Annotated in this window: 19 protein-coding genes, 1 pseudogene and 1 riboswitch; of the genes and pseudogenes, 17 read left to right on the forward strand and 3 right to left on the reverse strand. The window is 50.5% G+C overall.

Annotated elements, in window-relative coordinates:
• Nucleotides 1-9 precede the first annotated feature (9 nt).
• The 5 genes and pseudogenes from GFH31_RS02555 to GFH31_RS02575 all read left to right on the forward strand — a co-directional run.
• Nucleotides 10-1,182: a YncE family protein gene (locus GFH31_RS02555; RefSeq protein ID WP_101573929.1), complete on the forward strand. Its 1,173-nt coding sequence runs from the start codon at nt 10-12 to the stop codon at nt 1,180-1,182.
• A gap of 31 nt (nt 1,183-1,213) precedes the next feature.
• Nucleotides 1,214-2,983, forward strand: coding sequence for a PKD-like domain-containing protein (locus GFH31_RS02560; RefSeq protein ID WP_118458295.1), 1,770 nt, complete (start codon nt 1,214-1,216; stop codon nt 2,981-2,983).
• Nucleotides 2,984-3,001: 18 nt separating this feature from the next.
• Nucleotides 3,002-5,119 carry a hypothetical protein gene (locus GFH31_RS12840; protein ID WP_228385783.1) on the forward strand — a complete coding sequence of 706 codons (2,118 nt, stop codon included), beginning with the start codon at nt 3,002-3,004 and terminating at the stop codon, nt 5,117-5,119.
• Between the two features lie 19 nt (nt 5,120-5,138).
• Nucleotides 5,139-7,142, forward strand: coding sequence for a hypothetical protein (locus GFH31_RS02570; RefSeq protein ID WP_153498275.1), 2,004 nt, complete (start codon nt 5,139-5,141; stop codon nt 7,140-7,142).
• 42 nt (nt 7,143-7,184) lie between these two features.
• Nucleotides 7,185-7,636 (forward strand): annotated as a pseudogene (locus GFH31_RS02575) (alcohol dehydrogenase); the annotation flags it as partial.
• Nucleotides 7,637-7,782: 146 nt separating this feature from the next.
• Here GFH31_RS02575 and GFH31_RS02580 read toward each other — a convergent pair.
• From GFH31_RS02580 to GFH31_RS02590, 3 genes are all read right to left on the reverse strand, one after another.
• A complete protein-coding gene (locus GFH31_RS02580; RefSeq protein ID WP_153498274.1) occupies nt 7,783-9,249 on the reverse strand; it encodes a catalase in 1,467 nt (488 codons plus the stop codon).
• A 2-nt stretch (nt 9,250-9,251) separates the two neighbouring features.
• Entirely contained in the window at nt 9,252-9,671 is a 420-nt protein-coding gene (locus tag GFH31_RS02585) for a Fur family transcriptional regulator (RefSeq protein WP_101573921.1), read from the reverse strand.
• Between the two features lie 334 nt (nt 9,672-10,005).
• A complete protein-coding gene (locus GFH31_RS02590; RefSeq protein ID WP_153498273.1) occupies nt 10,006-10,602 on the reverse strand; it encodes a hypothetical protein in 597 nt (198 codons plus the stop codon).
• 465 nt (nt 10,603-11,067) lie between these two features.
• On the opposite strand from GFH31_RS02590, the gene GFH31_RS02595 reads away from it, so the two are divergent.
• The 12 genes from GFH31_RS02595 (at nt 11,068) to accC (ending at nt 24,661) form a co-directional block, all read left to right on the forward strand.
• Nucleotides 11,068-11,961, forward strand: a complete 894-nt coding sequence (locus GFH31_RS02595; RefSeq protein ID WP_118657264.1) for a HEPN domain-containing protein — start codon at nt 11,068-11,070, stop codon at nt 11,959-11,961.
• A gap of 493 nt (nt 11,962-12,454) precedes the next feature.
• Nucleotides 12,455-12,694, forward strand: coding sequence for a helix-turn-helix domain-containing protein (locus tag GFH31_RS02600; RefSeq protein ID WP_101572754.1), 240 nt, complete (start codon nt 12,455-12,457; stop codon nt 12,692-12,694).
• 393 nt (nt 12,695-13,087) lie between these two features.
• On the forward strand, nt 13,088-14,548 hold the full coding sequence (locus GFH31_RS02605) for an amino acid permease (RefSeq protein WP_153498272.1): 1,461 nt from the start codon (nt 13,088-13,090) through the stop codon (nt 14,546-14,548).
• Nucleotides 14,549-14,840: 292 nt separating this feature from the next.
• Nucleotides 14,841-15,656, forward strand: coding sequence for a hypothetical protein (locus GFH31_RS02610; protein ID WP_153498271.1), 816 nt, complete (start codon nt 14,841-14,843; stop codon nt 15,654-15,656).
• 43 nt (nt 15,657-15,699) lie between these two features.
• On the forward strand, nt 15,700-16,530 hold the full coding sequence (locus GFH31_RS02615; protein ID WP_153498270.1) for a hypothetical protein: 831 nt from the start codon (nt 15,700-15,702) through the stop codon (nt 16,528-16,530).
• 209 nt (nt 16,531-16,739) lie between these two features.
• Nucleotides 16,740-17,576 carry a hypothetical protein gene (locus tag GFH31_RS02620; RefSeq protein WP_118459013.1) on the forward strand — a complete coding sequence of 279 codons (837 nt, stop codon included), beginning with the start codon at nt 16,740-16,742 and terminating at the stop codon, nt 17,574-17,576.
• A gap of 6 nt (nt 17,577-17,582) precedes the next feature.
• Entirely contained in the window at nt 17,583-18,374 is a 792-nt protein-coding gene (locus GFH31_RS02625; RefSeq protein WP_118459015.1) for a hypothetical protein, read from the forward strand.
• A 193-nt stretch (nt 18,375-18,567) separates the two neighbouring features.
• The gene (locus GFH31_RS02630) at nt 18,568-19,404 is read left to right on the forward strand and encodes a hypothetical protein (RefSeq protein ID WP_153498269.1); all 837 of its coding nucleotides are present in this window, start codon (nt 18,568-18,570) and stop codon (nt 19,402-19,404) included.
• 13 nt (nt 19,405-19,417) lie between these two features.
• On the forward strand, nt 19,418-20,161 hold the full coding sequence (locus GFH31_RS02635; RefSeq protein WP_153498268.1) for a hypothetical protein: 744 nt from the start codon (nt 19,418-19,420) through the stop codon (nt 20,159-20,161).
• 87 nt (nt 20,162-20,248) lie between these two features.
• A complete protein-coding gene (locus GFH31_RS02640) occupies nt 20,249-22,003 on the forward strand; it encodes an O-antigen ligase family protein (RefSeq protein WP_118457592.1) in 1,755 nt (584 codons plus the stop codon).
• 581 nt (nt 22,004-22,584) lie between these two features.
• Nucleotides 22,585-22,793, forward strand: a riboswitch (cobalamin riboswitch).
• A 99-nt stretch (nt 22,794-22,892) separates the two neighbouring features.
• Nucleotides 22,893-23,126 (forward strand): cysteine-rich CWC family protein, encoded by a 234-nt coding sequence (locus GFH31_RS02645; protein WP_153498267.1) that lies wholly within the window; start codon nt 22,893-22,895, stop codon nt 23,124-23,126.
• Nucleotides 23,123-24,661: an acetyl-CoA carboxylase biotin carboxylase subunit gene (accC, locus tag GFH31_RS02650; protein ID WP_153498266.1), complete on the forward strand. Its 1,539-nt coding sequence runs from the start codon at nt 23,123-23,125 to the stop codon at nt 24,659-24,661. The genes GFH31_RS02645 and accC overlap by 4 nt, the downstream gene beginning before the upstream one ends.
• The last annotated feature ends 4 nt before the right edge of the window (nt 24,662-24,665 follow it).

Below are 24,665 nucleotides of genomic sequence, written 5' to 3' on the forward strand. Positions count from 1 at the left end.
CATAACGATATGAAAAACAACAAACTGATATATGTCCTGATACTGGCGGCAATCGTGTGCGTTACATCCTGTCGCAAAGAGGAGGAGATTGTCCCTTCGACATCCTTACAGGTAGTTTATCCGGATCCAAATCCCGGCGAGATCAAGGGTTTTTTCCTGCTCAACGAAGGCAATATGGGCAACAATAAAGCCACGCTCGATTATTTCGATTATGAAACCGGAGTATATACCAAAAATATTTATGCAGAACGCAATCCGGGAGTAGTGAAAGAGCTCGGCGATGTGGGCAATGATTTGCAGATATACGGCAGCCGTTTGTATGCCGTCATCAACTGCTCCAATTTCGTCGAAGTAATGGATGTGAATACGGCTAAGCACATTGGTGTTTTTTCTATTCCCAACTGCCGCTATATCGCGTTCAAAGGCAAATATGCTTATGTGAGTTCTTATGCTGGCCCGGTAGTGGAATCCGATCCTAATTACCGGCTCGGATACATTGCCAAGGTAGATACGGCAACCCTCGAGATAATAGGTACATGCGATGTCGGATACCAGCCCGAAGAAATGGTGGTGGCCGGAGATAAACTATACGTAGCCAATTCAGGCGGATACCGGTACCCGAATTATGATTGTACGGTGTCGGTGGTCGACCTGGAGACATTCACCGAAATAAAAAAAATAGAAACCGGCGTCATCAATCTCCACCGAATGGAATTGGATGTCTACGGCCAGATATGGGTTTCGTCCCGCGGAGATTATTACGGGACATCGTCGAAAACCCTTGTTATCGACAGCCGGACGGATAAAGTGACCGACGTGCTGGATCTGCTTCCCAACAGTGAAATGACCCGGTGCGGCGATTCCCTTTATGTTTACAGTAACGAATGGAGCTACGTTACCAATTCATGGAAAAAATCGTATGCCATCGTCAACGTCAAAACGAAAAAGATCGTCTCCCGCAATTTTATTAAAGACGGAACGGAAAAAAGCATAGTCTCACCATACGGGATAGCGGTCAATCCCGTTACGCGTGAAATCTTCGCTACCGATGCCCGGGACTACGTAACACCGGGAACGATATACTGCTTCTCGCCCCAAGGCATGAAAAAATGGTCGGCTACTACGGGGGATATTCCCGCCCATTTTGCATTTACCAAACGGAAACTCCGACCTCTGGAATAGTTCATAATCAACATTTATAATTTATTACGCTATGAAAAACATGTACCAAACATCTTGGTTATGCCTGTTGCTCGGCTGTATTTTGTTCGCAGCCTGTAGCAAAGACGATGTGAACGATGCACTCGCGCCGAAAATCACATTGAGTAGTTCGACCAGCATCTACACCGGAAAGGTCAACCGCGATATCGTGCTTGAAGCCACCGTGGAACACGGCGACGGCGGCATATATTCGTGGAAACAGGACGGGAAAATCATCTGTACGCAACCGGTCTGTATTTTCCGCTCGGACAAAACGGGCGAGTATTACGTTACGCTGAGGGTTGACACCAAGAACGGTTATGCCGAAAAAGAGATGCGCGTCGACGTCCTTGAGATGGCGCCTCCCGTCATATCGTTGGCTGTGCCCGAAGGCGGTATCGTCACTTATGTGAATACGGAACTGACCCTTTCGCCCGATGTACAGAACAGCGAGGGGGCGACCTACCAATGGTATATCGACAATGAAAAGGCGGGGACGGACAAAGATCAGGTTTTCACCAAGACCGAAACGGGCGATTACCAGGTAAAGCTTGTGGCTACCAACGAAGACGGAACAACCGAGTACGAAACGATTGTCCGCGTCGAAGAGAGCCCGACGCTTAGAATCGAGACGACCGATCCTGTTTCCCACATCAAATCGGCTCCCCGCACAGTAATGGAAGGGCGTTCCGTTTTCCTCAAGCCCATTATCGTCAATGCGGTCGATCCGACTTACAGTTGGAGCGTGGACGACATCGAGCAGGAAGGCGTTACAACCCCGTATTTCAATTTCACGCCTGCGGAACAAAAGGAATACACGGTAAAATTGACCGTTACCAATCATACGCCACAGGTCCGGTCCGTGCTTTCCCGGAATCTTACCCAAAGCGAAAGCAATACCGCATCCGCAACGATCCAGGTAAATTGCGTCGGTACGGACAATGAAATGAACCGCTTCCGCCCTTATGCCGGCACGGAACGCTTTACCGTCATGGAATTCGTGGCTGCTCCGGGCCAGTTCGTCAATGCGGGTTATGAAGCGACTACCTACGAAGAAGCCAATGCATACGCCCAAAAACGCCTGAACGAAGGCAACTACGTCAGCCTCGGCGGTTTCGGCGGCTACCTGACCGTATATTGCAGCCACAGCATTGTCAGCAGCAACGGCGATTATGATTTCTGTGTGTTCGGCAACCCGTTCGATGGAAGTTCCGAACCCGGTATCGTATACGTCATGCAGGACGAGAATGGCGACGGACTTCCCAACGATACGTGGTACGAAGTGAAAGGCAGCGAAACGGGCAAACCCGAAACGATCCAGGATTACGCGATCACTTATTACCGTTCCGAAAAATCCGCTATCCGCTGGTCGGACAACCAGGGAAACAACGGCAGCATGGGCTTTATCAATCACGGAACTTCGTCCATGTATCCGAAATGGATCAGGCCGAACAGCTACACGCTCCGCGGAACGCGCCTCGAACCGAGGACGGTGCAGGAAGGCGGTATCTGGAAAAACAAATCGTTCGACTGGGGCTATGTGGACAATTACAGTACGACAGACCTCATAACAACAAAGAATCCCATGACCCAGCAAACTGCCTCGGGCAACCGTATCCGTATCAGCGACGCCATCACCCCGGACGGGAAACCGGCAAACCTGAAATATATCGACTTTATCAAGGTGCATACGGCCCTGAACGTTTCGGCCGGCGCACTGGGCGAAAACTCGACCGAGGTATTCGGCTACGCATCTCTCGATCCGGAAGCCGCGATTCAATAATCTTAACAACATTAAACCATGAGAAATATACTGAAAAATATTTTCTGCGCCTCGCTCGCCGGATTGATACTGGCCGGATGCAGCAAGGAGGAGAGCGATTTCGCCGGAACGGACAACCACATCATATCGTTCGAAATGAAAGTGGGTTCGGAAAGTTACAAGGCCGTCATACTGGATAACGAGATCCGTCTTACCGTCCCGAAAGGCACCGACCTGAGCCAGGGGAAACCCGATATCGTCCTGTGCGAGAACATGAGGCTGACCCCCGATCCGTCGACCATAACCGATTGGGGCGAAGAATACCAGTTCATCGCCACTTCGTATAACAACAGCGACAGGATCTACCGCTACCGCATCATTCATCCCGAAGTCAGCACCGACGGCAACGTCGTACTGAACACGCAGGCCGATGTGGACGCATTCGCCCGTTCGGGAATAGACGTCATCCGGGGGAACCTGATCATCGGCGCGGAAAAAGGGGGCCCGGCCTTCGATTCCATCCGCAACCTGGAAGGACTGGAAAACCTGCTGGAGGTCGAGTATAACGTCATCGTCAACGAAACGTTCGCCGGGGAAACCCTGAACTTGAAAAGCCTTCGCAGCATGTACGGATTGACGCGCACGACAGATGACAGGGGCAATAATATTATCTGCAAAAACCTGAAAAACATCGTCCTGCCCTCGCTGACTGAAGTAGTATCCGGGATAACGATCAGGCAACCCCATATACAGCGGATCGAAATGCCGGCACTGGTCCGTGTCGGCGGGAATATGACCGTCAATACAGATGAACTGAATGCCATAGACCTGACCTCGCTGGAGACGGTACGGGGCGACCTCTCGTTTACATCCGGCCGCAACGGTACGAAACTGGAGACATTCTCCCTGCCGGCCCTGAAAGAGTTGGGGGGTACGCTTTCCCTTTCGGATATTCCCCAGATGACCGCGGTCGATCTGCCTGATCTGGCCTCCGCCGGGGGATTCAGCATGACCGGATGTGTCAAGATATCCAATTTGACCAATACGATACTCGAAAACCTGACCGGGGAACTGACCCTCTCGGGTAACAATTCGCTGTCGGAAGTGCAATTTCCGACCCTGAAAAAAGCGGGCAGCGTCAATATCCTGGACGGCACGGTAGGTTTTGTCGATTTCACCGCCCTTGCCGAGGTGGGCATCCTCGACCTTCAGACCCTGACCATTATGAACCTCGACGGGTTCAAGTCCCTGAAAACGGCGGCTAAAATATCCCTGACGAATATGGAACTGGTCGAGTCTTTCGACGGAATGGAGTCGCTGCAAAGCGTAGGCGAACTGATACTCGACCGCATCCCTATCAGCGGCGAACTCGACCTGACGAACCTTCAGGTAACTTCCAAACTGCAACTGACCGGATCGACGCTCAACGTGCCGAAGATCGTCGGCCCCGAAGTGCTCGAATGCGACGTTACGATGGACGGAACCAACTATTTCGGAGTCACGAAAATGCCCCTTTTCGAAGGGATCAAGCAGATCGGGAGCCTTAACCTACAGTTCACCACGATGGGAATAGAGGTGGCCGACCTTGGGAACCTTACCCGTATTACAGGCTTACTACGCATATATACGAACCATCAATATTTCCGCAAGGTAAACGCTCAGAATCTGGTCAGCATAGGCGGCCTGACTTTCGGCGGACTCTACACCAGCAAAGCGGAGGATGTGCGTACTTTCAATTTCCCGCTTTTGGAAACCATCACCGGTGACGCCAGTATCAATCTGGATATAAAAGGAATATTCCCGGACGGATTTTCCGTTCCCGCCCTGACCTCGATAGGCGGGAGTATAGAGATCGAAGTATCCACTCAAACAGGCCCAGGATCGCTGGATTTCTCAGCCCTGACGACCGTTGGAGGAAAACTGTCCATTATAAACCGTAATCTGGGTGCAAGCACGGGAATATCCAGTTGGAATTTCGACAACCTTGAATCGGCCGGGTCGGTATATATCAGCCGCATCGGGATGACCGATTTTTCGACATTCAAAAAGGTCATTCCGAGCCTGAACGAAACGACATGGGAGACAAGGCAAGGCGTTTACGACCCGACTTATCAGGATATGCTCGATGGAAAATACACTCCGGAAAGCAATAATTAACCAAACAGTACAAAATATCATGAAAAATAAGATCAATTTACTGTGCGTCGCGTTCTTTTCACTGCTGTTGGCAGGGTGCGAAAAGGAGAACAACGACTTCGTAGGGAGCGACAACTATATCACCTCTTTTAAACTGGTAAACGGGGAGCAGGAGTGGCCGGCTATTATCGCCGATAACAACATAACCGTTACCGTTCCGGCCGGTGCCGATCTGTCCGGAGCCGCGGTCGTATTGGAAACCTGCGAACACGTGGCGGTTTCGCCCGATCCGGCTTCGATTACGGATTGGGAGGCGTCCCGTGATTTCACAGCCGTATCGTACAACCAGACGCAGCGAACCTATCATTATTCGCTGGTACGTACAGAAGCCGACACGAAAGGAGATTTCGTATTGAACACCCAGGCGTCGGTAGATGCGTTTGCGACGATGGGCATAGAAACGATCGACGGGAACCTGTCGGTCGGAACCGAAACGTCGGAAGACGATCCCATTACCAATCTCGACGGATTGCAGAACCTTAAAAACGTGCGTTACATCCTGACCATAGGCGAATACTGTACCCTGCCGGAAATAAAGCTCGAAAACCTACAGCGCACCGGAGCCCTTCGATTGAGCAGTCTGGCCGACGAGGTGCAGAGCCTTTCGTTGCCCGCGCTGGAGGCCGTAAGCATGAACGCCGAAATATGCAGCGGCGAACTCACGTCGCTGGATCTTGCGGGCCTTTCACGGGTTGACGGGGATTTCATACTGAAAGCCGACAAAATGGAAGAAATATCGTTGTCCGCCCTCGTTTCGATCGGTGGAGAACTCCAGATTCAACAGCTCAACAATAACCAGGCACAGGTGCAAAAAATCTCGCTGGGCGCGCTTCAAACCATCGGGAAACGGTTATATTTATACAGTCTACGACAATTGGTCGAGTTGGATGTTCCGGCCCTGAAAATCGTGGGCGGAATATATTTGGAAGATTGCAGGGAGTTTACCGAACTCTCTTGTCCGGCGCTGGAAGAGACGACCTCCTATAGCATCGACTTCAAGAGGTGCAGCCAATTGACCTCCTATAAATTCCCTACGCTGAAAAAAGCCTGGAGCATCATTTGCAATAGCAGCCTCACTTCGCTCGACTTTTCCTCCCTGACGACCGTGACGAGTGATCTTACTTTGACCTCGATGACCCTGTCCGATCTGGGCGTATTCGGCAAACTCGAAACCGTAGGCGGGATACTGAGCCTGGACGGGGTGAAGGAACTGACCTTTTCTTTCGACAAGCTGGGGACTCTGAAAAACATAGGCGGTCTAGGACTGAACAATATTCCTGTCGATGGAGGAGAACTGGACTTCACCCAATCCGGCATCACCGGCGATATCACGCTTTCGGGTTCCAGTATGCTGATCGATAAGATCATCGGTCCCGACCGTTTTGAAGGCACGCTAAACCTGAATAATAGTTCGGCTACTAAACTGCCCGTTATCGAAGGATTTCGGGTAATGGGCGGATTGACGATCAACGCCAATCCGTCCGATGCCGTGTCGCTGCCCGTCGAAGAGATCCTCGGTGATTTGACCCTGACCAAAATGGGCGGCTGCCCATCCTTCGAAATGCCGAACCTAAAGCGGGTGGGAGGCGAATTCGAAGCGGTTATCACCACCTTGACAAAAGCGACGTCTTTTACCTTGCCTGCTCTGGAAACGATCGGCGGCAACATGACTTTTGCAACCGGACGTCCGGGCACACCGCAATCCATCGGTATGCCGGCCCTTACCGCCATCGGAGGAAACCTTTTTGTCGGCCCGACATCTACCATAGCTCTTCTCAAGCCGAATACGGCGATCACATCGCTCGATTTCGGGAAGCTGACTTCCGTAAACAGCGTTACCGTCGACAACCTGAAAAGCCTGAAAGATTTCTCAGGGTTCACGGCTTTGGTTCCTTATATCGATACTACGCGGTGGAATGTGACCGAATGCGCTTATAATCCTAAATACTCAGATTTAAAAAACGGCGATTTCACAGAGCCCTAACAGATTTTAACGTTATACCGATAAAGCCCCGGCTTTGTGAACTGCACCCTACTCTGCGTGCTGCTGAAATACTCCCGGCGCATCATCGTCTGTGAAAAGTCGCCCGAACGGATTCGTTTCGTGCGGGAATATTACTCCGATGCGCTGGTTACCGAACCGGAGGTATGCCGAGATTTCGCACTGCACCACAGCGATCGCGGAAGGGCTGACGCGGCGCTGGAAGCGGCGGGAGCCGTCGATACGCTCCACTTGCCCTGGGAGTGCGTTCGGCCCAAGGTCGTCGTCACCGCAGTGGCATTTTACGACCGGCCGCAGACACTGCTTTTAGCGGATATGTATGGCAAGAACCTCACCTTCTGTATCGGCGGCATGGATGGCTGCGACTGCGCCCGATCGGACAGGGCAAGATCGACACCATGCCGCTCATTACGCACCGCTTTCCATTGAGCCGGATCGGGGAGGCATACCGCCTTTTCGAAAGCCGGCAGGACGGAGCATTTTACTGCAAACGGGGGTACAAATTTGTACCCCCGTTTGCAGTAAAAATAAATAGCATCGATTTTGTCAGTGATGGGCCCCGGCCACGAGTAGCGCCACCAGCATACCCGTCAGGAAAAGAGATTAATTCGTTCTCACAATATTACTTTGCCGATTGGAGCGCATCTTCCAGCGAAATACCCAGCGCCTCGGCCACGCCTCGACCGTAAGCCGGATCGGCCTTATGGCAGTTCCGTACGTGCCGCTGCTTGATGAACAGTTCCGAGTCGCCCATGTTGGCCGCCGTGTTCTTGAACAGCGCCTTCTGCTGTCCGGGCGACATCAATCGGAACAGATCGCCCGGCTGACTGTAATAATCTTCGTCGTATTCGCGCTCGTTGTAGTTGTAAGCGTCGCCGTGCAGCTTCAAAGGCGGTTCCTTCATTTCGGGGCTGTCCTGCCACTCGCCGTAGCTGTTGGGCTCATAACCGATCGCCGAGCCATTGTTACCGTCGGTACGCATCATCCCGTCGCGGTGGTACGAATGGAACGGGCATCGGGGACGGTTCACGGGAATCTGACCGTGGTTGACCCCGAGGCGGTAGTTCTGGGCATCGCGGTACGAGAACAGGCGGCCCTGCAACATCTTGTCGGGCGAGAAACCGATACCGTCGATCACGTTCATCGGATTAAAGGCCGACTGTTCGACTTCGGCAAAATAGTTTTCCGGATTGCGATTGAGTTCCAACACGCCGACATCGTGCAGCGGAAAGTCCGCATGCGGCCATACCTTAGTCAGGTCGAACGGATTGATGCGGTAACCGTCGGCCTCCTGCTCGGTCATCAACTGTACTTTGAGTTCCCAGCGCGGAAAGTCGCCCCGCTCGATGGCTTCGTAAAGGTCCCGCTGATGCGATTCCCGGTCGCGGCCGATCAATTCCATAGCTTCTTCGTCGGTAAGATTCTTGATCCCCTGCAGGGTCTTGAAGTGGAATTTCACCCAGGTGCGTACATTGTCCTTGTTGATAAAACTGAACGTATGGCTGCCGAAACCGTGCATGTGGCGGTACGAAGCGGGGATACCGCGATCGCTCATGGTAATAGTCACCTGATGAAGCGCTTCGGGCAACGAAGTCCAGAAGTCCCAGTTGCTGTTGGCGCTGTGCATGTTGGTGCGCGGATCGCGCTTGACGACGTGGTTCAGGTCGGGGAACTTCAGCGGATCGCGCAGGAAGAAAACCGGGGTGTTGTTGCCCACCAGATCCCAGTTGCCCGTTTCGGTATAGAACTTCATGGCGAAACCGCGAATGTCGCGCTCTGCATCGGCTGCGCCGCGCTCGCCGGCGACGGTCGAAAAACGCACGAAGCATTCCGTTTTCTTACCTACTTCCGAGAAGATCGAGGCGCGGGTATACTTGGTAATGTCGTGCGTCACGGTGAACGTACCGTAAGCGCCCGAACCCTTGGCATGCATACGCCGTTCGGGGATCACCTCGCGGTCGAAATGCGAAAGTTTTTCCAAAAACCAGGGATCTTGCAGAAGCATCGGACCCGGCCGGCCGGCCGTCTGTACGTTCTGGTTATCGGCCACTGGACGACCGGAAGCCGTAGTCATTTTTTTCTTTTCCATAATCATTCGGATTTTAAATGGTTAATAATAATTTGCACCTGTATCTTGTCGATATTCGTGTCGCCGGGCAATTTTCCTGCCAGATAGCGATAAATCAGCCGTGTAAGCTCCGGATCGTCGTAGTCCGCAATCTTCTGTCCGTCGAACAGGTGATGGTGATTCCCGACCGTTATGTCGAAATAATGTTTCCCATCGGCGGGATTGCCGACCGAAGAGAGCACCTTCGCCCTACAAAACGAATCCAGAATCCGGTAAATAGTCGACACCGTGATATCCGGATTGCGTTCGCGCACTTTCTCGATAACCGTATCGACGGAAGCATGCCGCAGCTCCTGCATCACCTCGTAAACCATCCTGCGCTGCGGGGTGACTTTCAGTCCCGCAGTCTTGATTGCCTGAGTTATACCCGTTTTTCGTTCCATATCTATCGCAATATAAATATAAAAATTATCAGTTGCAAAAAAATTGCATCTAAAAACAGATCGACAACGCCTGCAAATATTCGCAGGACGAAGTACGGGCGAGGCTTTTCCGGGAGAACGGGGCGATCGTCCTGCCCGAAGGACTCGAAAGAACTTACCGCCACGGCGACCGGACCCTGACGCTTCGCAGCGGACGGAACGAAATCCGCTGACCGTCCGGTCGCACGGGCACAGACGCGCCGTACGGCCGGATTTCAGACGACCGAAACGCAGGAAGCCCTGCGGCCGCAACGGGAATTGCGGCCGCAGGGTCTTCTTTTGCGCGCTCCCGGCGCTAAACGAACTCCTCCTTTTTGAATACGAAACGCACGACGGGGCTCGTCCCCATGTCCGACCAGTCGAGGAACTCCAGTTCGACCGGGGTCAGCTTATCGACCAGCACCGGGCGGCCTTCGTGCAACAGCCACCCGCGCGGTCGGTCGAACGCGTAGGGAACCGTAGCGACTTTCAGATACGATTCGTAACGGTCCAGCAGACCGTCCGGGCCGAAAACCCACACGACGACGCCCGGTTCGAAAATCTCGCCCGGAAGCCACGCGCCCGGACGGCGGCCGTCGCTCCAGTAGTGCTCGGTACGAAGCAATGCCCAGCGCCCCGACAGCGATACCTCCGCCTGCGGGTGCGCTTCCTCGCGCGTGGCCGGGTGAGGGCCCAGCCCCGTGCGAAGCCATTCGACGCTGTACGCCGGGAAAGCGTAGTGAATCCGCGCGGCCAGTTCGGGACAGATTCCCGTCGCGGGGTCTTTCGCGGCTTCGATCATGTGCGGCCGTTCCAGACCGATGCGGCGGGCCAGCTCGTTCACGCACAACGTTTCGTTTTTAAGTATCGTGACGATGCGATCCCACGAAGGGGATTGAATGATTTTTTTCATAAGGCGAATAGTTAAAAAAACGGATCGTTACTGCGCCCGATGAAATCCGAAGCTGTTCGGAAAAAGGCATAAAAAGAGGGCGCATTTGCAGCCCCTAACAGCAGGTCTTGGGAACCTTAATCTGGAAGCTGTCCTGCGCCCTTGTCTGCCCTACCCGTTAAGGGCAGGACATAACAAGGACTGACAACTGTTATACCCAGATTAAACAACCTCCGAAAAGGCTCCCAAGTTCACTGTCAGGTATAAAGGTTGTTTGCCTTTATAGTATGTCCTTCGGCTATGCCGAATCGTCGTAGTTCCTTAAAGTTTGCATAGTAATTGCTTTTTAGGTTCGTTCCCGGACGGCACGAGCCGCCCCCTGTACAACGAATCCGCTTTAAGAAACCGTAAAACAAAGATACGAATAAAAATCAATTAACCGCGCCGGGTATGTATTTCTGGAAATTTCTTGCTAATTTTGTGAGTATGAAGAACTCGATCGACTTCCTGCCCGAACGCAAACAACGCGATTTGCACGAACTCGTCCGCCTGATCCGCGACGAAGTGAAGGACGTTGTGATGGTTATTCTTTACGGCAGCTATGCCCGGAACACCTACGTCGAGTGCGACGAACGCCGCGACTTCGGCGTGAGAACGTTTTACATCAGCGACTACGACCTGTTGGTAGTCACGAAAAAGCGGCTGGGAGTCAGGGAGTCCACCGCGACCGCCCGTATCGGCAACCGCTTTCTGGAAGGCAAGGATGCGGAGTTTCACACGCATCCGCAATTCATCAACGAAAGTATTTCCAAACTGAATAACGCACTTTCCGAGGGACGTTATTTCTACGTCGATATTCTGGCGCAGGGTATCGTACTCTACGATTCGGGGGAATACCAATTAGCTACGCCGCGCGATCTGAATTATCCGGAGATCAGAAAAATGGCGCAAAAATACTATAATAACAGATTTATCGAGGCATCGCGTTTTTTCGAAACGGCTAAATTCAACTATTTAAAAGAGTGGTACGTTATCGCTTCATTCCAACTTCATCAAGCAACCGAAAATTTTATAAAAACGATCCCGTTGGTCTACATTCTCTACGGGCACAAAGAACACGACCTCGAACTTCTGATAGAAAAATGCAAGCCTTACACGCTGGAGTTGTCGAAGGTCTTTCCGCGTGACACCCCGGAAGAAGAACGGCTGTTCAGACTGCTGCAACGCGCCTACGTCGAAGCCCGGTATAACGACGATTTCGTCGTCACGAAAGAAGACATCGACGCCCTTATGCCTAAAGTCGAACGCCTGCGTGACATCACCGAAAAAATCTGCTGCGACCGCATTGCCGAATACAACCGCCTGAGCCGCCAACCGTAAAATCATTGCAACGTTGCATTCGTTCTTTCAATACGAAGAAACAATGACGTTACGACATATTCTCAGACCAAACCTTGAATATTGATTCAGGCAAACTTTCAACAAAAGAGGGCGCAGGGACTTATATTCTCTAACTGTAGGTCTTAGGAAACCTTAAATCGGAAAATTGCCCTACGCCCAAGTTAGCCTTGACACAAACGGTCAAGGCGTAACATGGACTGGCAACTTTTATACCCGATTTAAACAACCTCATTACAGAGGCTTCCTAAGTTTACAGTTAGGCATAAAGAGTTGTTTACCCTTTATAATTTGCAGTTTTACTGCAAATTTATCGTCTATGTCGTATTACAATGTTTCCACAAAGATAACATAACTTTTTTATTTGATGTTGGTTAAAATGATTCCTTATTGAAAACAAAGATACAATATATTTTCCAACAATTACAGTACTGTCGTTATTAAAACACTCATTTTCTCCGGTTCTTTGTTAAATATGGGACGGGAAAGATATGATTACGAATTGTTGAAATGGACCGCCGATAGGCTAAAAGCACTACGGGAAGAGCGAGGTTTGTCCCAAGAAACAGTTTATTTTCATACCAATATTAATATCGGCAGAATAGAAATCGGCAAATCCAATATTTCATTGACATCATTGTCTATTTTGTGTAAATACTTCGGCATCTCCATTGAAGATTTTTTCAAAGGAATTTCGACAGAACAAGCAGGATAACCGCAAAGTAATAGATAGATACATACGCATATGTCGCGTATCGAAACAAGAAAAGTCAATTTTACAATTAGAACTTTATATAAAATTTCTATTGCACTCAATGTAAAATTAAAAGATATTATCGACATTGACGAATAATGATTTTATAAACACATTTTCAGCAACTTACCAGACACTACAATCGGGAAAAGCATAAAAGAAGGCGCATTTGCAGCTTCTAACAGTGAGGTATTGGGATACCCTGAATCGAAAGCTGTCCTGCGCCCTTGCCGGCCCCGACGCGCCGAATTGCCGACGACCGGGCCGGCAAGCAGACGCAATGCGGCGAAACGCTCCCCTTTTGGCACGAAAACTGAAAGATTCGAAAAACGTATTTTCGAATTTCCCGACACGATGGCTAAAAGCAAAAACATTACGACCATGCAACTCGCGCTGATGACGGCCGCCGCCGTAATCAGCCTGCGGGGACTGCCGATGATGGCGCAGGAAGAACTTACGATGTTCTTCTACATTTTTTTCGCTACGTTCCTGTTCCTTATCCCCGCCGCGCTGGTCGGGGCCGAGCTGGGCAGCGCCTTCGCCTCCCGGGGCGGCGGCGTCTATTCGTGGGTCAAAGAGGCTTTCAATCCGCACATGGGGTTCACGGCGATCTTCCTCCAATGGATTCAGAACGTGGTATGGTATCCCACCGTGCTGGGATTCGCCGCGGCGTCGATCGCCTACATGATCGGGATGCCCGCCCTCGCGCAGAACGGCGTTTTCGTCGGACTGTTTTCGATCGTCATGTATTGGGCGGCCACGTGGGTGACCCTGAGGGGCACGGCGACCGCTTCCGGCTTGACGAGCAAGGGATTCCTGATCGGGACGGTGCTTCCGGGCGTGGTGATCGTGGCGATGGCGCTGGCGTGGATCGCCGGCGGTAATGAAATCGCGTTCGAACACATCCCGGCGAGCGTTTCGCAGGTCGTAAGCGCCGACGCGACGCAGCACGCGCACCCCCGCCTTTTCCCGCACATCACGGGCATGAGCGACATCGCGTTCCTGGCGGGTATCCTGCTGCTTTTCGCCGGCGTCGAAGTGCACGCGGTGCACGCTCCCGAACTCAAAGAGCCGCAGAAACAGTTTCCGAAAGCCATGTTCCTGGCCGCGCTGATCTCCTTCGGGCTTTTCACGCTCGGCTCGCTGGCCGTAGCCGTCATTACGCCGTACGACCAGATCAACCTCCAATCGGGACTGTTCACGACGTTCGACATCGTATTCAAGCACTACCGCATCGGCTGGCTCACGAACGTCATGAGCCTGCTGATCGCTTTCGGCGTCCTGGCGGGCGTGATGTCGTGGATATCGGGACCCAGCCGGGGCCTGCTCTGGACGGCCAAAGAGGGCCAATTGCCCGAATTTATGAAAAAGACCAACAAGAACGGCGTCCAGGTCAACATCCTGGTGATCCAAGGCTGTATCGTCTCGGTGCTCTCGTCGCTGTACATCGTGATGAAAGACGTAAGCGTCGCCTTTTTCCTACTGAGCGCCCTCACCATCGGGCTCTACCTGATTATGTACATGATGATGTACGCCGCAGGCATCCGCCTGCGCTATACGCAGCCCGACCTGCCCCGCAGCTACCGCGTGCCGGGAGGCAACGCCGGGATGTGGTGCATCGGCGGCGGCGGATTCCTCGCCGTGCTGTTCGCATTCACCGTAACGTTCTTCCCGCCGTCTCAGTTGCCGGTAGGCAGCCCGGCGCTCTATACGGGGCTGGTCGTCGCGGGCACGGTCGTATTCCTGGCCATCCCGATCGTCATCAGCGTCGCAATGGGCCGCCGGGCGCGGAAAAACCGGCAGCCGTCGAAATAAAAAATTCCGGAAACGCTTTCCGGACAGTCGTTCCCCCTTCCGACGCATCGCTGCCGGAAGGGGGAACCGTCATTCCGGACAAGCCGGAAAGGTGCGGACAGGCCGCGCCGCAAACGGCGGTTTCGCTCCCCTGGCTTACCCGCTCCTCGCTTCCCCGCGTCATGGACGATCCGAATTTACAGCACCAAGGACACCCCGCCCCGTTTATAAAAAAACGAAACGATCTTGCTTTTCATTAAAATGATTTTTATATTTAGAATGGATTCATTTTAATAACCTGAAAACAAGTTCAATGAACAAAATTATCTACGCAACGGTTTTATCGTGTTTTATCGCGTCATTCGGTTTTTCGCAACAAAGTACGAAGTATCGGAAAATAATCGAGAACAACAGCCGGGACGACTGTACACAGACCGACGACGAAAATACGATTCCGCACGGATCTTATAATTTCGACAGTAAAACGGACATCGAGATGCTTTTTTTCGGAGACATCAATGCCAGGATCGAATATTTTCTGTCTCCTTCATTCGAAAGTCCGGACGGATTGCGAATTTTAAAGGATTCAACAAACAATGCGTATTTGCTGGAGGTAAAACGTATCGCGAACTGGAAAGAAGTAGAAAATCGACTGTCTGAAAAATATCCTTCGATAGGCATTCCGGGCGAGATATATTTCTCAACACCGGAAAACATACGAAAGTTAACCCGAGAGCATAACAACGCCATGTATCGCAAAAGAGAGAAAGAAAGGCTGAAACTCTATGCGGTCGAAACACAAACGTTTCCGATAAGTCATCGATTCGCAGAAGCGTTGTATGCCGGGTTGGTTACGTCGATAGAAGGCTTTGCTATGAAAGGAAGACCGGCAATGACAGGCGACGGTTACAGTGTGACTTTCCGCTGCGTCGTCGATGACGATGTTTGGACATTGACTATCCAAAATCCTCGGGTGGAAAACATACTCGAACTGTCCGATCTGTGCAAACGAATCATCGAAGACGCGGAAGCGGGCCGATTCGACGAATCGAAGTATATCAATGGGATGGATTGGACATGCGCATTTATCATGACGGAGCTTTTCGCCAATTTGACAAATATGGATTAGTTTATGATTAGTTTTCTGTTTATTGATTTATAAAATGGGGATCATGAAAAAAACCGCTTTCACCGTATCGCTATGTTTTATTGTATTGTTTGCTTCCGCTCAACATTTCAGAAAAATAATTGAGAACAAATACAGCATCAGAAGAACCCTGTTCAAAATCGACACGACCCGGCAGCACGATGCCTCTGTACTACACGCTACCTCTGTAGAAGGTGTGGATAATATTGAAAGTAAAAGCCCACTCGAAAAGGTTCTTTTCGGAAACACCAATGCTAAAGTCGAATTTGTCGTCGAACCTTCTTTCGAAGGCGCATACGGCATTCGCGTCATAAAAGATTCGTCCGAAACGTCATCCTCACTCGAGGTGAAACGTATTATAAACTGGAAAGAGGTTGAAAAGCAAATGCAGAAAGCATTCCCCGTAAAAGGGTATACAATCCAAGAACTGAACGCCAAGATTGCCGAAAGAGAAAAAATGTCGGAAGAAGAAAGGGAATTATCAATACTGAAAAGCAGAATCCGTAATGAAAAACGGGAAAAAGAGTCTTTGAAACGCTACCAGGTACAGACTTTCATTATTCCGATTTCAGATTTATTTGCGGAAAAACTATACGCAAAGTTTGTTTCATTCATCGACGATTTCAAAGCGAAAGAATTGGAACCGAACTTGTTGATGGGAGACGGCGAGACGACGGTGTTCCGCTGTATCGTCGATCAGGAAATATGGACGCTATCGATCCCTTTCAAAACCGAAGAAAAAGCACGCGAACTGTCCGATCTGTGCAAACAAATCGTCGAAGACGCGGAAGCGGGCCGATTCGACGAGTCGAAGTATATCGGATCGTTGGAATACGGGCAAGAGGACTGCAACTAAGACAATATAAGGAGCTGCCAGGATCGCAGGCATATTGCAAAAGACGGAGCCCCCGTTTTTTCATTTAATGAAATAGCTAAGATTTCAATTTCAAGCCATAAAAAACAAGACGGCATTGTTTTACGTTAAAGTTTCCTTATATTTGAAATTATTCGATCATAACGATTGCGATTTCGTATTTCATTAACTATTTCCTAAAACTTATCGTTATGAAAAAACATTTACTCGTAAAGACAATGTTGTCCAGATCATTTGTCATCTTTTGTGCAGCCTGCATGGTTTTATCTCAAAGTTGTCAGAAACAAGATTATATCGAAGAGGAAGATTATTTGGATCCTGTCTTATTGAATTCGACGGAATTAGCTGAATTTGTTATTGCCGGTGTGGAATATCAACACACGATGAATACTTTGCAAGCAACAATTAGTAAAGTCAATTTTTCGGAAATGAAATTTATTGAAAAATCCAACGGCATCAAAGTAATGCAACTACCATTCATTCTTAATTTCAAGAATAAAAGCCAATTATTGAACAATAAAAAACAATCGTTACTGGCAAAATACCCTCAATTTGCATCTCTAACAAAAAAAGAAAAATATGAATATTTTCAAAACTGTTTCAAAAATTCAACATACGTAAATCGAAAACTTCTTGAATTGGGAATCAATATCAGTCAACCAACGACAAAAGGAAGTTGGACAGAAAGTTTTAATGATTCAGACGGATATATGTCTTATCTTGCAGATTGGATGGAAAATCCCGATTACAATGAGGCAATAATAATCGTATTTAAAGATGGTTCGGCAACCATAGTTCATGACGATTCTTTCACACCCACTCAATCCGTTATTCCTAGCCTGGGTTATACAGATGATTATTCCGCATACTATTACGACAACAAAGAAATTGATTTCGTCGCACATACCCACCAAAACAGCAGTACGCCTAGTAAAGATGATTTTAAAAATCCCAACAACGATTTACAAGGTCTGAAGCAGGCTATTTATTATAACGGTACATTTGGCGACTTTTTTTACTGTAAATAAAATTCCATGTTGAAAAAATTTTTGACAGCCATTGTCTTTCCCTGCCTGGGCTTGTCCGGATTGTTTGCCCAACAGCTTAAACAAACCAAGCCCGTAGAAGCTGTCGTTTTCACCAAAACGATCGAACAAAACTTCATCCGGACGGACGACAAAACAAAAAAAGAGTATAATCTCGCCGGCAAGCAATACCTCGAAAAATTATTTTTCGGCGACCTCAACGCCCAAGTGGAATACCTAATGATCCCGCCTTTCGCAGGAGCTTATGGTTTACGCATCGTGAAAACCGGGCAGAATGCTTCGTATAAAATTGAAATAAAATACATTGCAAATTACAAAGAAGCAGAATCCCAGATCGACGAAAAATTCCCTCTCGGATCGATGAGCATCGAAAAAGCACTGGGCATGTCCGAAGAAGAAAAGCACAGAATGGCGGAGGCAACACGTATAAAACTAATCGAACGGGAAAAAGAGAGCCTCAAACTCTACAAGGTCAAAACGCTTACCGTTCCGGTTTCCGCCGCTTTTGCAGAAACATTACATGCAAGGATCACATCGGCCATACAGGTTTTGGACATGGAAAAGAAAGTTCCGGGCATGATTTTCGATCCCGATAAAATCATTTTCCGATGTATCGTCGGAGACGAATTGTGGACACTAGCCTACCGTAACCCTCAGGGGGAAATCGGAGAACTGTCCGACCTGTGCAAACGAATCGTCGAAGACGCGGAAGCGGGCCGATTCGACGAATCGAAGTATATCGGACGGCTGGAAGACTACGGGCAGGAGGACTGCAACTAAGACAATCTAAGAAGCTGCCAGGATCGCAGGCATATTGCAAATTTTCATTTAATAAAACCGTTAAGATTTCAATTTCAAGCCATAAAAAACAAGACGGCATTGTTTTACGTTAAAAGTTTTTTTATATTTGAAATTATTCGATCATCACGATTGCAATTTTGTATCAATTAACTATTTCCTAAAACTTATCGTTATGAAAAAACATTTACTCGTAAAGACGGCATTGTCCGGTTTGTTCGCTACTCTTTGCACTGTCGGTATCGTTTCATTTCCAGGGTGTCAAAAACAAGATTACGATTATTCTGAAAAAGACGATTTGGATCCCGCCTTATTGAACTCACCAGAATTGGAAGAGTACATCATAGCCGGAGCGGATTTTCAACAAACGTTAAATATTTTCAAAGACGAAATTAGTAAAATCGATTTCTCAAAGCTCGAATTCGTTGAGGAAACGCCAGGGAAAAAAATTATGCGTCTTCCTATTTCGGTTCATATTGAAGAGAAGTCCCGAATATTTAAAGAAAAAAAGGAAGCACTACTTACAAAACATCCTCTATTTTCTTCTTTATCAGAGAGCACTAAATACGATTATTTCCGAATCTGTATTCAAAATTCAATAAAAGTGAATAATAGGCTGTTAGAATTAGGAATTGATATCAATCAACCGACAACAAAAGCTAGCTACACGGAAGGTTTTGAAAACAAATATTCCGTTTTAGGATATCTCGCCGAATGGATGCAAAACAGCAATTATACAGAAGTGATTATAATCGTGTTTGAGGACGGTTCTGCTACAATAATTCATGACGACGAAAATTTCACTCCAACACAAGCTACTATTCCCAGCTTAGGGTATGATGGTAAAGGCAATTTTTATTATGATAATAAAAAAATTGATTTTGTTGGACATACTCATACCAGTGGGCCAGAGCCTAACGGGAAAGATTTGGAAAATCCAGACGGGCAATATACAGGATTAGATCAAGCAATATATTACGATGGAGCCTTCCATCATTTTCAGGTAAATTAGATATAAATCCGGTATGGAAAAGACTATTTTGACAACCGTTTTTTCAATCCTTCTGGGAACCGTCGTTTTTTCGCAAAGTACTCGGTTCCTGAAAAGAGTCGAAAACAATTACAGCAGCGATCTCGTCCGCTTGAACGGAAAGCCGGACGGGTATTTCAATCTCGACAGCAAAACAGAAGTCGAAAAACTCTTTTTCGGAGACATTAACGCCGGAATCGAATTTTATGTCTCCCCCTCGACTGAAGCGAACTACGGTTTTCGCATCCTAAAAAAGCCATCAGACGGATCGTATACCCTTGAAGTAAAACGAATTTCCAACTGGAAGGAAGTAGAAACCGAACTTCGGGAAGAATTTCCATGGCAACGCGCTTCCGCCAATCGCTACATATCCGAAGATTCCAGCGTACGATTGGCGCAGCACAACCAAGCAATGCTTGCCGAACGCGAGAAAGAGCGGCCCAAACGTTACCAGGTCGAAACCGAATCCATCCCGGTAACCGATTCATTTGCCGAAAAGCTACACGAAAAATTCGTCTCCTCGATCGATCATTTCAAGGGAACGGGACGGCCCGGGAAAGTGCTCGACGGCGAAGAAACGACATTCCGGTGTGTCGTCGGCGACGACGTATGGACGCTGACCGTCAGCAAGACCGAAGGAAACATCCTCAAACTGTCCGATCTGTGCAAACGAATCGTCGAAGACGCGGAAGCGGGCCGATTCGACGAGTCGAAGTATATCGGATCGTTAGAGAATTAATGCGCTTGTCAAAAACCCGGACGAGCGGAGCGGTCGCCGAATCGCTCCGCTTGTTTTACACTTATTAACATCTAACCGGCAATCCGGATGAACGGCCACGGCATTTCAGAATACCCGGCGAAGACGCGAAAATACGGAGTCTTCACCCTGTCCTTTATCATCGTGATCGGGATGGGATTTTGCTACGTCGATCTGTTTACGGATGCCGGGTGGAAATCGAAATGGTACTGGCTTTATACCGCCGTATCCGTCTGCGGCCTATCGTTCTTTCTTACCGGAGCGGGGCGCCCGGAAACCGGGAAAACGTTCCGGATCGGGCTGCCGGACTGCCTGCTGGCGGCGCTCGTGCTGTACTGCCTGTCCAGGGCCGCCGCCGGGCAATTCGCGGAAGCTTTCCTGATGCGGTGCACCGCGTTCCTGCCGATCTACTGTCTGGCCGGCCGCGTAGTCCGGAACCGGTCGTTCGAACCGCTGTCGGCAGCGGTTGCGGCATCCGCACTGCTCCTGGCCCTGTACGGCATCGCGCAGTACGCAGGGCTGCTGCCGGCCGGAAAAACGTTCCGGGTAGTCGGAAATTTCGATAACCCGGCGGGTTACGCCTCGATGCTGGCGCTGAGCGTCCCTTTCATCCTGTATTTCGCCTTATCCGGCCGACGCCGGATGCGGTATGCGGTCGGCGTCGTCTGTGCAATCGTCGTCGGGGCGATCGTCTTGTCCGGTTCCCGCACCGGAATACTGGCCGTCGCAGCGACCGGTCTTCTGTACGCCGTAAGGCGGCGCAGCGACTTCCTTAGACGCACGACGGCCTGGAAGAAAATCGTACTGGCAGCAACGGCCGTTTCCGTCGCGGCCGGATTGTATTTCATAAAAAAAGAGTCGGCCGACGGACGGCTGCTCATCGGCCGATGCACCTGGGAGATGATCCGCGAAAAACCGCTGACCGGACACGGATACCGGTGTTTCGAAGCCGGGTACATGCTCCGGCAGGCGCGTTATTTCGAACGGAATCCCGAAAGCGGATTCGCTCCGCTGGCCGACAACGTAAAACACCCGTTCAACGAGTTTCTGCTGTTGACCGCAGAATTCGGAGCCGTCGCCCTGCTGCTGACGGCGCTGTGGATCGCAAGCCTGATCCGGGCCTATCGGAAAAACCCGAACGACGAATCGCACACGCTCGCGACGGCACTGTCGGCCGCGGCGGCGCTTTGCTGTTTTTCATACCCGCTCTCGTATCCGTTCACCGGGTCGATCGTCGCACTCGCGGCAGGCGGCCTGACGGCCCAGTCGCGCCGAAGTTGCGAACGGTTCCGCGCGCGGCGGGCTTCCGGAATCCTCGCCGCGCTGTCGTCCGCCGCGCTGCTGGGATTTACTGCGAAAGAAATGTATTACGAAAACCGATGGCACCGCGTGCAGAAAACCGCATCGTCCGATCGCCCGCCGCTGCCGGAATACGAGCGACTGTACCCGTTTTTGGATAAAAACGCTTATTTCCTCTACAATTACGCAGCGGAATTGAATGATGCGGGCGAAGCGGACAAAAGCCTCGAAGCGGCGACGGCCTGCGAAAAAATGCTGAACGACTACGACGTGCAGATGTTGAAAGCCGATGCCCACAAAAAGCGGCGCGATTTCCGCCGGGCGGAAGCCTGTTACCTGCTGGCGTCGCGAATGTGCCCCGGACGATTCATGCCGCTGTACGAACTGGTGAACGTATACGACAGCACGAACCGGCCGGACAGGGCGCAGGCTCTGGCGGCGGAGATCGCAGACAAACCCGTGAAAATACCGTCGGGACTCGTCTCCGCAATAAAAATAAAAATGCGGGAACGAGTCGGCGACTAATGCTAATTGCTGTTTCCTTCTTGTAGCCCCGCGCGCGCAGTCTCGAATGGCTCCGGAGTAGGCCGGAATGACAACAACATCAGAATCGGAGATACCGACGAGCTGTTCTACAGGAAAGACAAGAATGGATGGATTTCGCTGGGCAGGCAAAAGGCCCGGGATATCAAACTGACTTTCCACGACATACCGAACAAGGCCCTCTTTCTCTTACTGTATCTCAGCCCGGACAAGGAAATCGAATATTTACGGTCGACCGGGACGAGAAACAGATCTGGTAGTAATTCCGGAAAACGACCGCCCGGCAAACCGGATACGATCCGCAGGGAAAAAGCATTTTACGTTTCACGCGCGGATTCGTGCCGGCCGGAATCGATGAAAAATGCCGAAAGGCTCTCTCTCAGGAAATGTAAGTTATAATCAGGACGGCTCTCTCGCCCAAACCGGAAAATCGTTCTTTCATCGTCTTTACCCAGCGACATCCGTAGTTGACTGCAACACACAAACAACTAAATACAAAATATTTACAAAATAAAAAGAACGAAATTACAACGAAACAGTTGGAAGTAATGAAATAAATGTTTTAACTTTGACGGCGAATCGGTTCGCCTTTTTGCACTCAGAGAAAGGCGATAAAAGGGAACCGGGTGCGAATCCCGGACAGTCCCGCTGCTGTGAAACTCCGAACAACGTCCTGAAACGATCTGAATGGCCACTGGCGGCAAACGATAACGTCGGGAAGGCATCAGGACGGGAGTCAGTCAGAAGACCTGCCGGTTCAGGTGATGTTTTACCGTCCCGAGGGTTGGATGTTAAAACGTGGAAAGTTTAATCATTTTTTTTAATCCGGATCGTTCTGCTGAATGCAGACCGTTTGCGGTGTGTGATAACGATGGAAAAAGTTTGTCCTCGTTGCGGAACACGTTTTGCATGTTCCCTCGATGCTGTTATGGATTGCCTCTGCGCGGGCGTGGCTCTGGATGACGCCCAGCGTCGGTTCATAGCGGATAATTACGACGATTGCCTATGCAACGACTGCCTTCGCATACTCAGGGAGACCTTCTACTCGACAGGGATCAATCCCCGGTATGCTCCTATTGTAAAACCTAAATCATATAGCGAATGATCGAAAAAATCGTTATAGCCAACCGAGGAGAAATCGCCGTCAGAATCATCCGTTCCTGTCGCGAAATGGGAATCCGTTCGGTAGCTCTTTTCTCCGAAGCCGACCGCATGTCGAAACACGTCATGCTGGCCGACGAAGCGTATCCCATCGGCCCGGCTCCGTCGAAAGAAAGTTACCTCGACGTCGATAAAATCATCGAAACAGCTCTGAAATGCGGTGCGGACGCCGTCCATCCGGGATACGGTTTCCTATCGGAAAACGCCGGATTCGCACGAAAATGCGAAGTGGCGGGAATCACGTTCATCGGCCCGCGTGCGGAGACGATCGAACGGATGGGCGACAAGATCTCGGCCCGCCGGTCGATGACGGAAGCCGGCGTGCCCGTGGTGCCCGGCATCCAGCGCCAACTCGAATCGGCCACTGAAGCGGAACGGATCTGCCGAGAAATCGGCTTGCCGGTCATTCTGAAAGCGGCTTCCGGCGGCGGCGGCAAGGGTATGCGCCTGATCCGGTCGGAAAGCGAAATCGGCGAGGCGTACGCCGCCGCTAAATCGGAAGCTCTGTCGTCGTTCGGGGACGAAACAGTCTACATCGAAAAATACATCGAGGAACCGCACCACATCGAATTCCAGATACTGGGGGACGCGCACGGGAATATCGTCCATCTGTACGACCGGGAGTGTTCGGTACAGCGCCGCCACCAGAAAATCGTGGAAGAGAGTCCGTCGCCGTTCCTGACCGACGAACTGCGACAGGAAATGGGAAAGACCGCGGCGGCGGCGGCCCGGGCAGTCGGTTACGTCGGGGCGGGAACGATCGAATTTCTCGTGGACAAAAACCGCAACTTCTATTTCCTCGAAATGAACACCCGACTCCAGGTCGAACATCCCGTAACTGAAGAAGTGCTGGGCCTCGACCTGGTCAAAGAACAAATCTACATCGCCTCGGGCCGCCCGCTGCACCTGCGACAAACGGACATCGTCCAGCGGGGGCACTCCATCGAGTGCAGGATTTGCGCCGAGGATGCGGACAACGGCTTCATGCCTTCGCCGGGACTCGTCAAACAGGTTACCGAACCCAACGGGCTCGGAATCCGCATCGACAGTTACATTTACGAGGGTTACGAAATTCCTGTCTACTACGATCCGATGATCTCCAAACTGATCGTCCGGGCGACTACGCGCGAATACGCCGTCCAGCGTATGCGCGCGGCACTGGACGAATACAAAGTTACAGGCATCAAAACCAACATCTCTTACCTGAACGCCATCATGCATACGCCCGACTTCGTCCGGGGCGGCTACGACACGGCGTTTCTCGAAAAAAACGAAAAGATCATACACCGCTACTTACGGGAACCTTTCCCGGCCGGAGCGGATGACAGACTGGTCGAAGACCTGGTGCTGATCGCCGCACAGATCGACTATTTGGTCATGCAACAGGAAGGCGGAGGAAGTTCACCCGCGGCGGCGGACACCGGCACGCTGAACCGTTGGCGCGAATTCGGCAAACGCAAAGGCGTAATGGGAATTTAAAACG

The sequence above is a fragment of the Alistipes sp. dk3624 genome (assembly GCF_009557455.1).
In the GTDB taxonomy this organism is placed as follows: Bacteria; Bacteroidota; Bacteroidia; order Bacteroidales; family Rikenellaceae; genus Alistipes_A; species Alistipes_A hominis.

Excerpts from the sequence above, each read along its gene's own strand:
- GFH31_RS02600 (WP_101572754.1), top strand. The coding sequence starts at position 12,455 with ATGGGACGGGAAAGATATGATTACGAATTGTTGAAATGGACCGCCGAT.
- GFH31_RS02640 (WP_118457592.1), top strand. The coding sequence starts at position 20,249 with ATGAACGGCCACGGCATTTCAGAATACCCGGCGAAGACGCGAAAATAC.
- GFH31_RS02620 (WP_118459013.1), top strand. The coding sequence starts at position 16,740 with ATGAAAAAACATTTACTCGTAAAGACAATGTTGTCCAGATCATTTGTC.
- GFH31_RS02585 (WP_101573921.1), bottom strand. The coding sequence starts at position 9,671 with ATGGAACGAAAAACGGGTATAACTCAGGCAATCAAGACTGCGGGACTG.
- GFH31_RS02580 (WP_153498274.1), bottom strand. The coding sequence starts at position 9,249 with ATGGAAAAGAAAAAAATGACTACGGCTTCCGGTCGTCCAGTGGCCGAT.
- GFH31_RS02590 (WP_153498273.1), bottom strand. The coding sequence starts at position 10,602 with ATGAAAAAAATCATTCAATCCCCTTCGTGGGATCGCATCGTCACGATA.
- accC (WP_153498266.1), top strand. The coding sequence starts at position 23,123 with ATGATCGAAAAAATCGTTATAGCCAACCGAGGAGAAATCGCCGTCAGA.
- GFH31_RS02615 (WP_153498270.1), top strand. The coding sequence starts at position 15,700 with ATGAAAAAAACCGCTTTCACCGTATCGCTATGTTTTATTGTATTGTTT.
- GFH31_RS02635 (WP_153498268.1), top strand. The coding sequence starts at position 19,418 with ATGGAAAAGACTATTTTGACAACCGTTTTTTCAATCCTTCTGGGAACC.
- GFH31_RS02560 (WP_118458295.1), top strand. The coding sequence starts at position 1,214 with ATGAAAAACATGTACCAAACATCTTGGTTATGCCTGTTGCTCGGCTGT.
- GFH31_RS02625 (WP_118459015.1), top strand. The coding sequence starts at position 17,583 with ATGTTGAAAAAATTTTTGACAGCCATTGTCTTTCCCTGCCTGGGCTTG.
- GFH31_RS12840 (WP_228385783.1), top strand. The coding sequence starts at position 3,002 with ATGAGAAATATACTGAAAAATATTTTCTGCGCCTCGCTCGCCGGATTG.
- GFH31_RS02610 (WP_153498271.1), top strand. The coding sequence starts at position 14,841 with ATGAACAAAATTATCTACGCAACGGTTTTATCGTGTTTTATCGCGTCA.
- GFH31_RS02595 (WP_118657264.1), top strand. The coding sequence starts at position 11,068 with ATGAAGAACTCGATCGACTTCCTGCCCGAACGCAAACAACGCGATTTG.
- GFH31_RS02645 (WP_153498267.1), top strand. The coding sequence starts at position 22,893 with ATGGAAAAAGTTTGTCCTCGTTGCGGAACACGTTTTGCATGTTCCCTC.
- GFH31_RS02605 (WP_153498272.1), top strand. The coding sequence starts at position 13,088 with ATGGCTAAAAGCAAAAACATTACGACCATGCAACTCGCGCTGATGACG.
- GFH31_RS02570 (WP_153498275.1), top strand. The coding sequence starts at position 5,139 with ATGAAAAATAAGATCAATTTACTGTGCGTCGCGTTCTTTTCACTGCTG.
- GFH31_RS02555 (WP_101573929.1), top strand. The coding sequence starts at position 10 with ATGAAAAACAACAAACTGATATATGTCCTGATACTGGCGGCAATCGTG.
- GFH31_RS02630 (WP_153498269.1), top strand. The coding sequence starts at position 18,568 with ATGAAAAAACATTTACTCGTAAAGACGGCATTGTCCGGTTTGTTCGCT.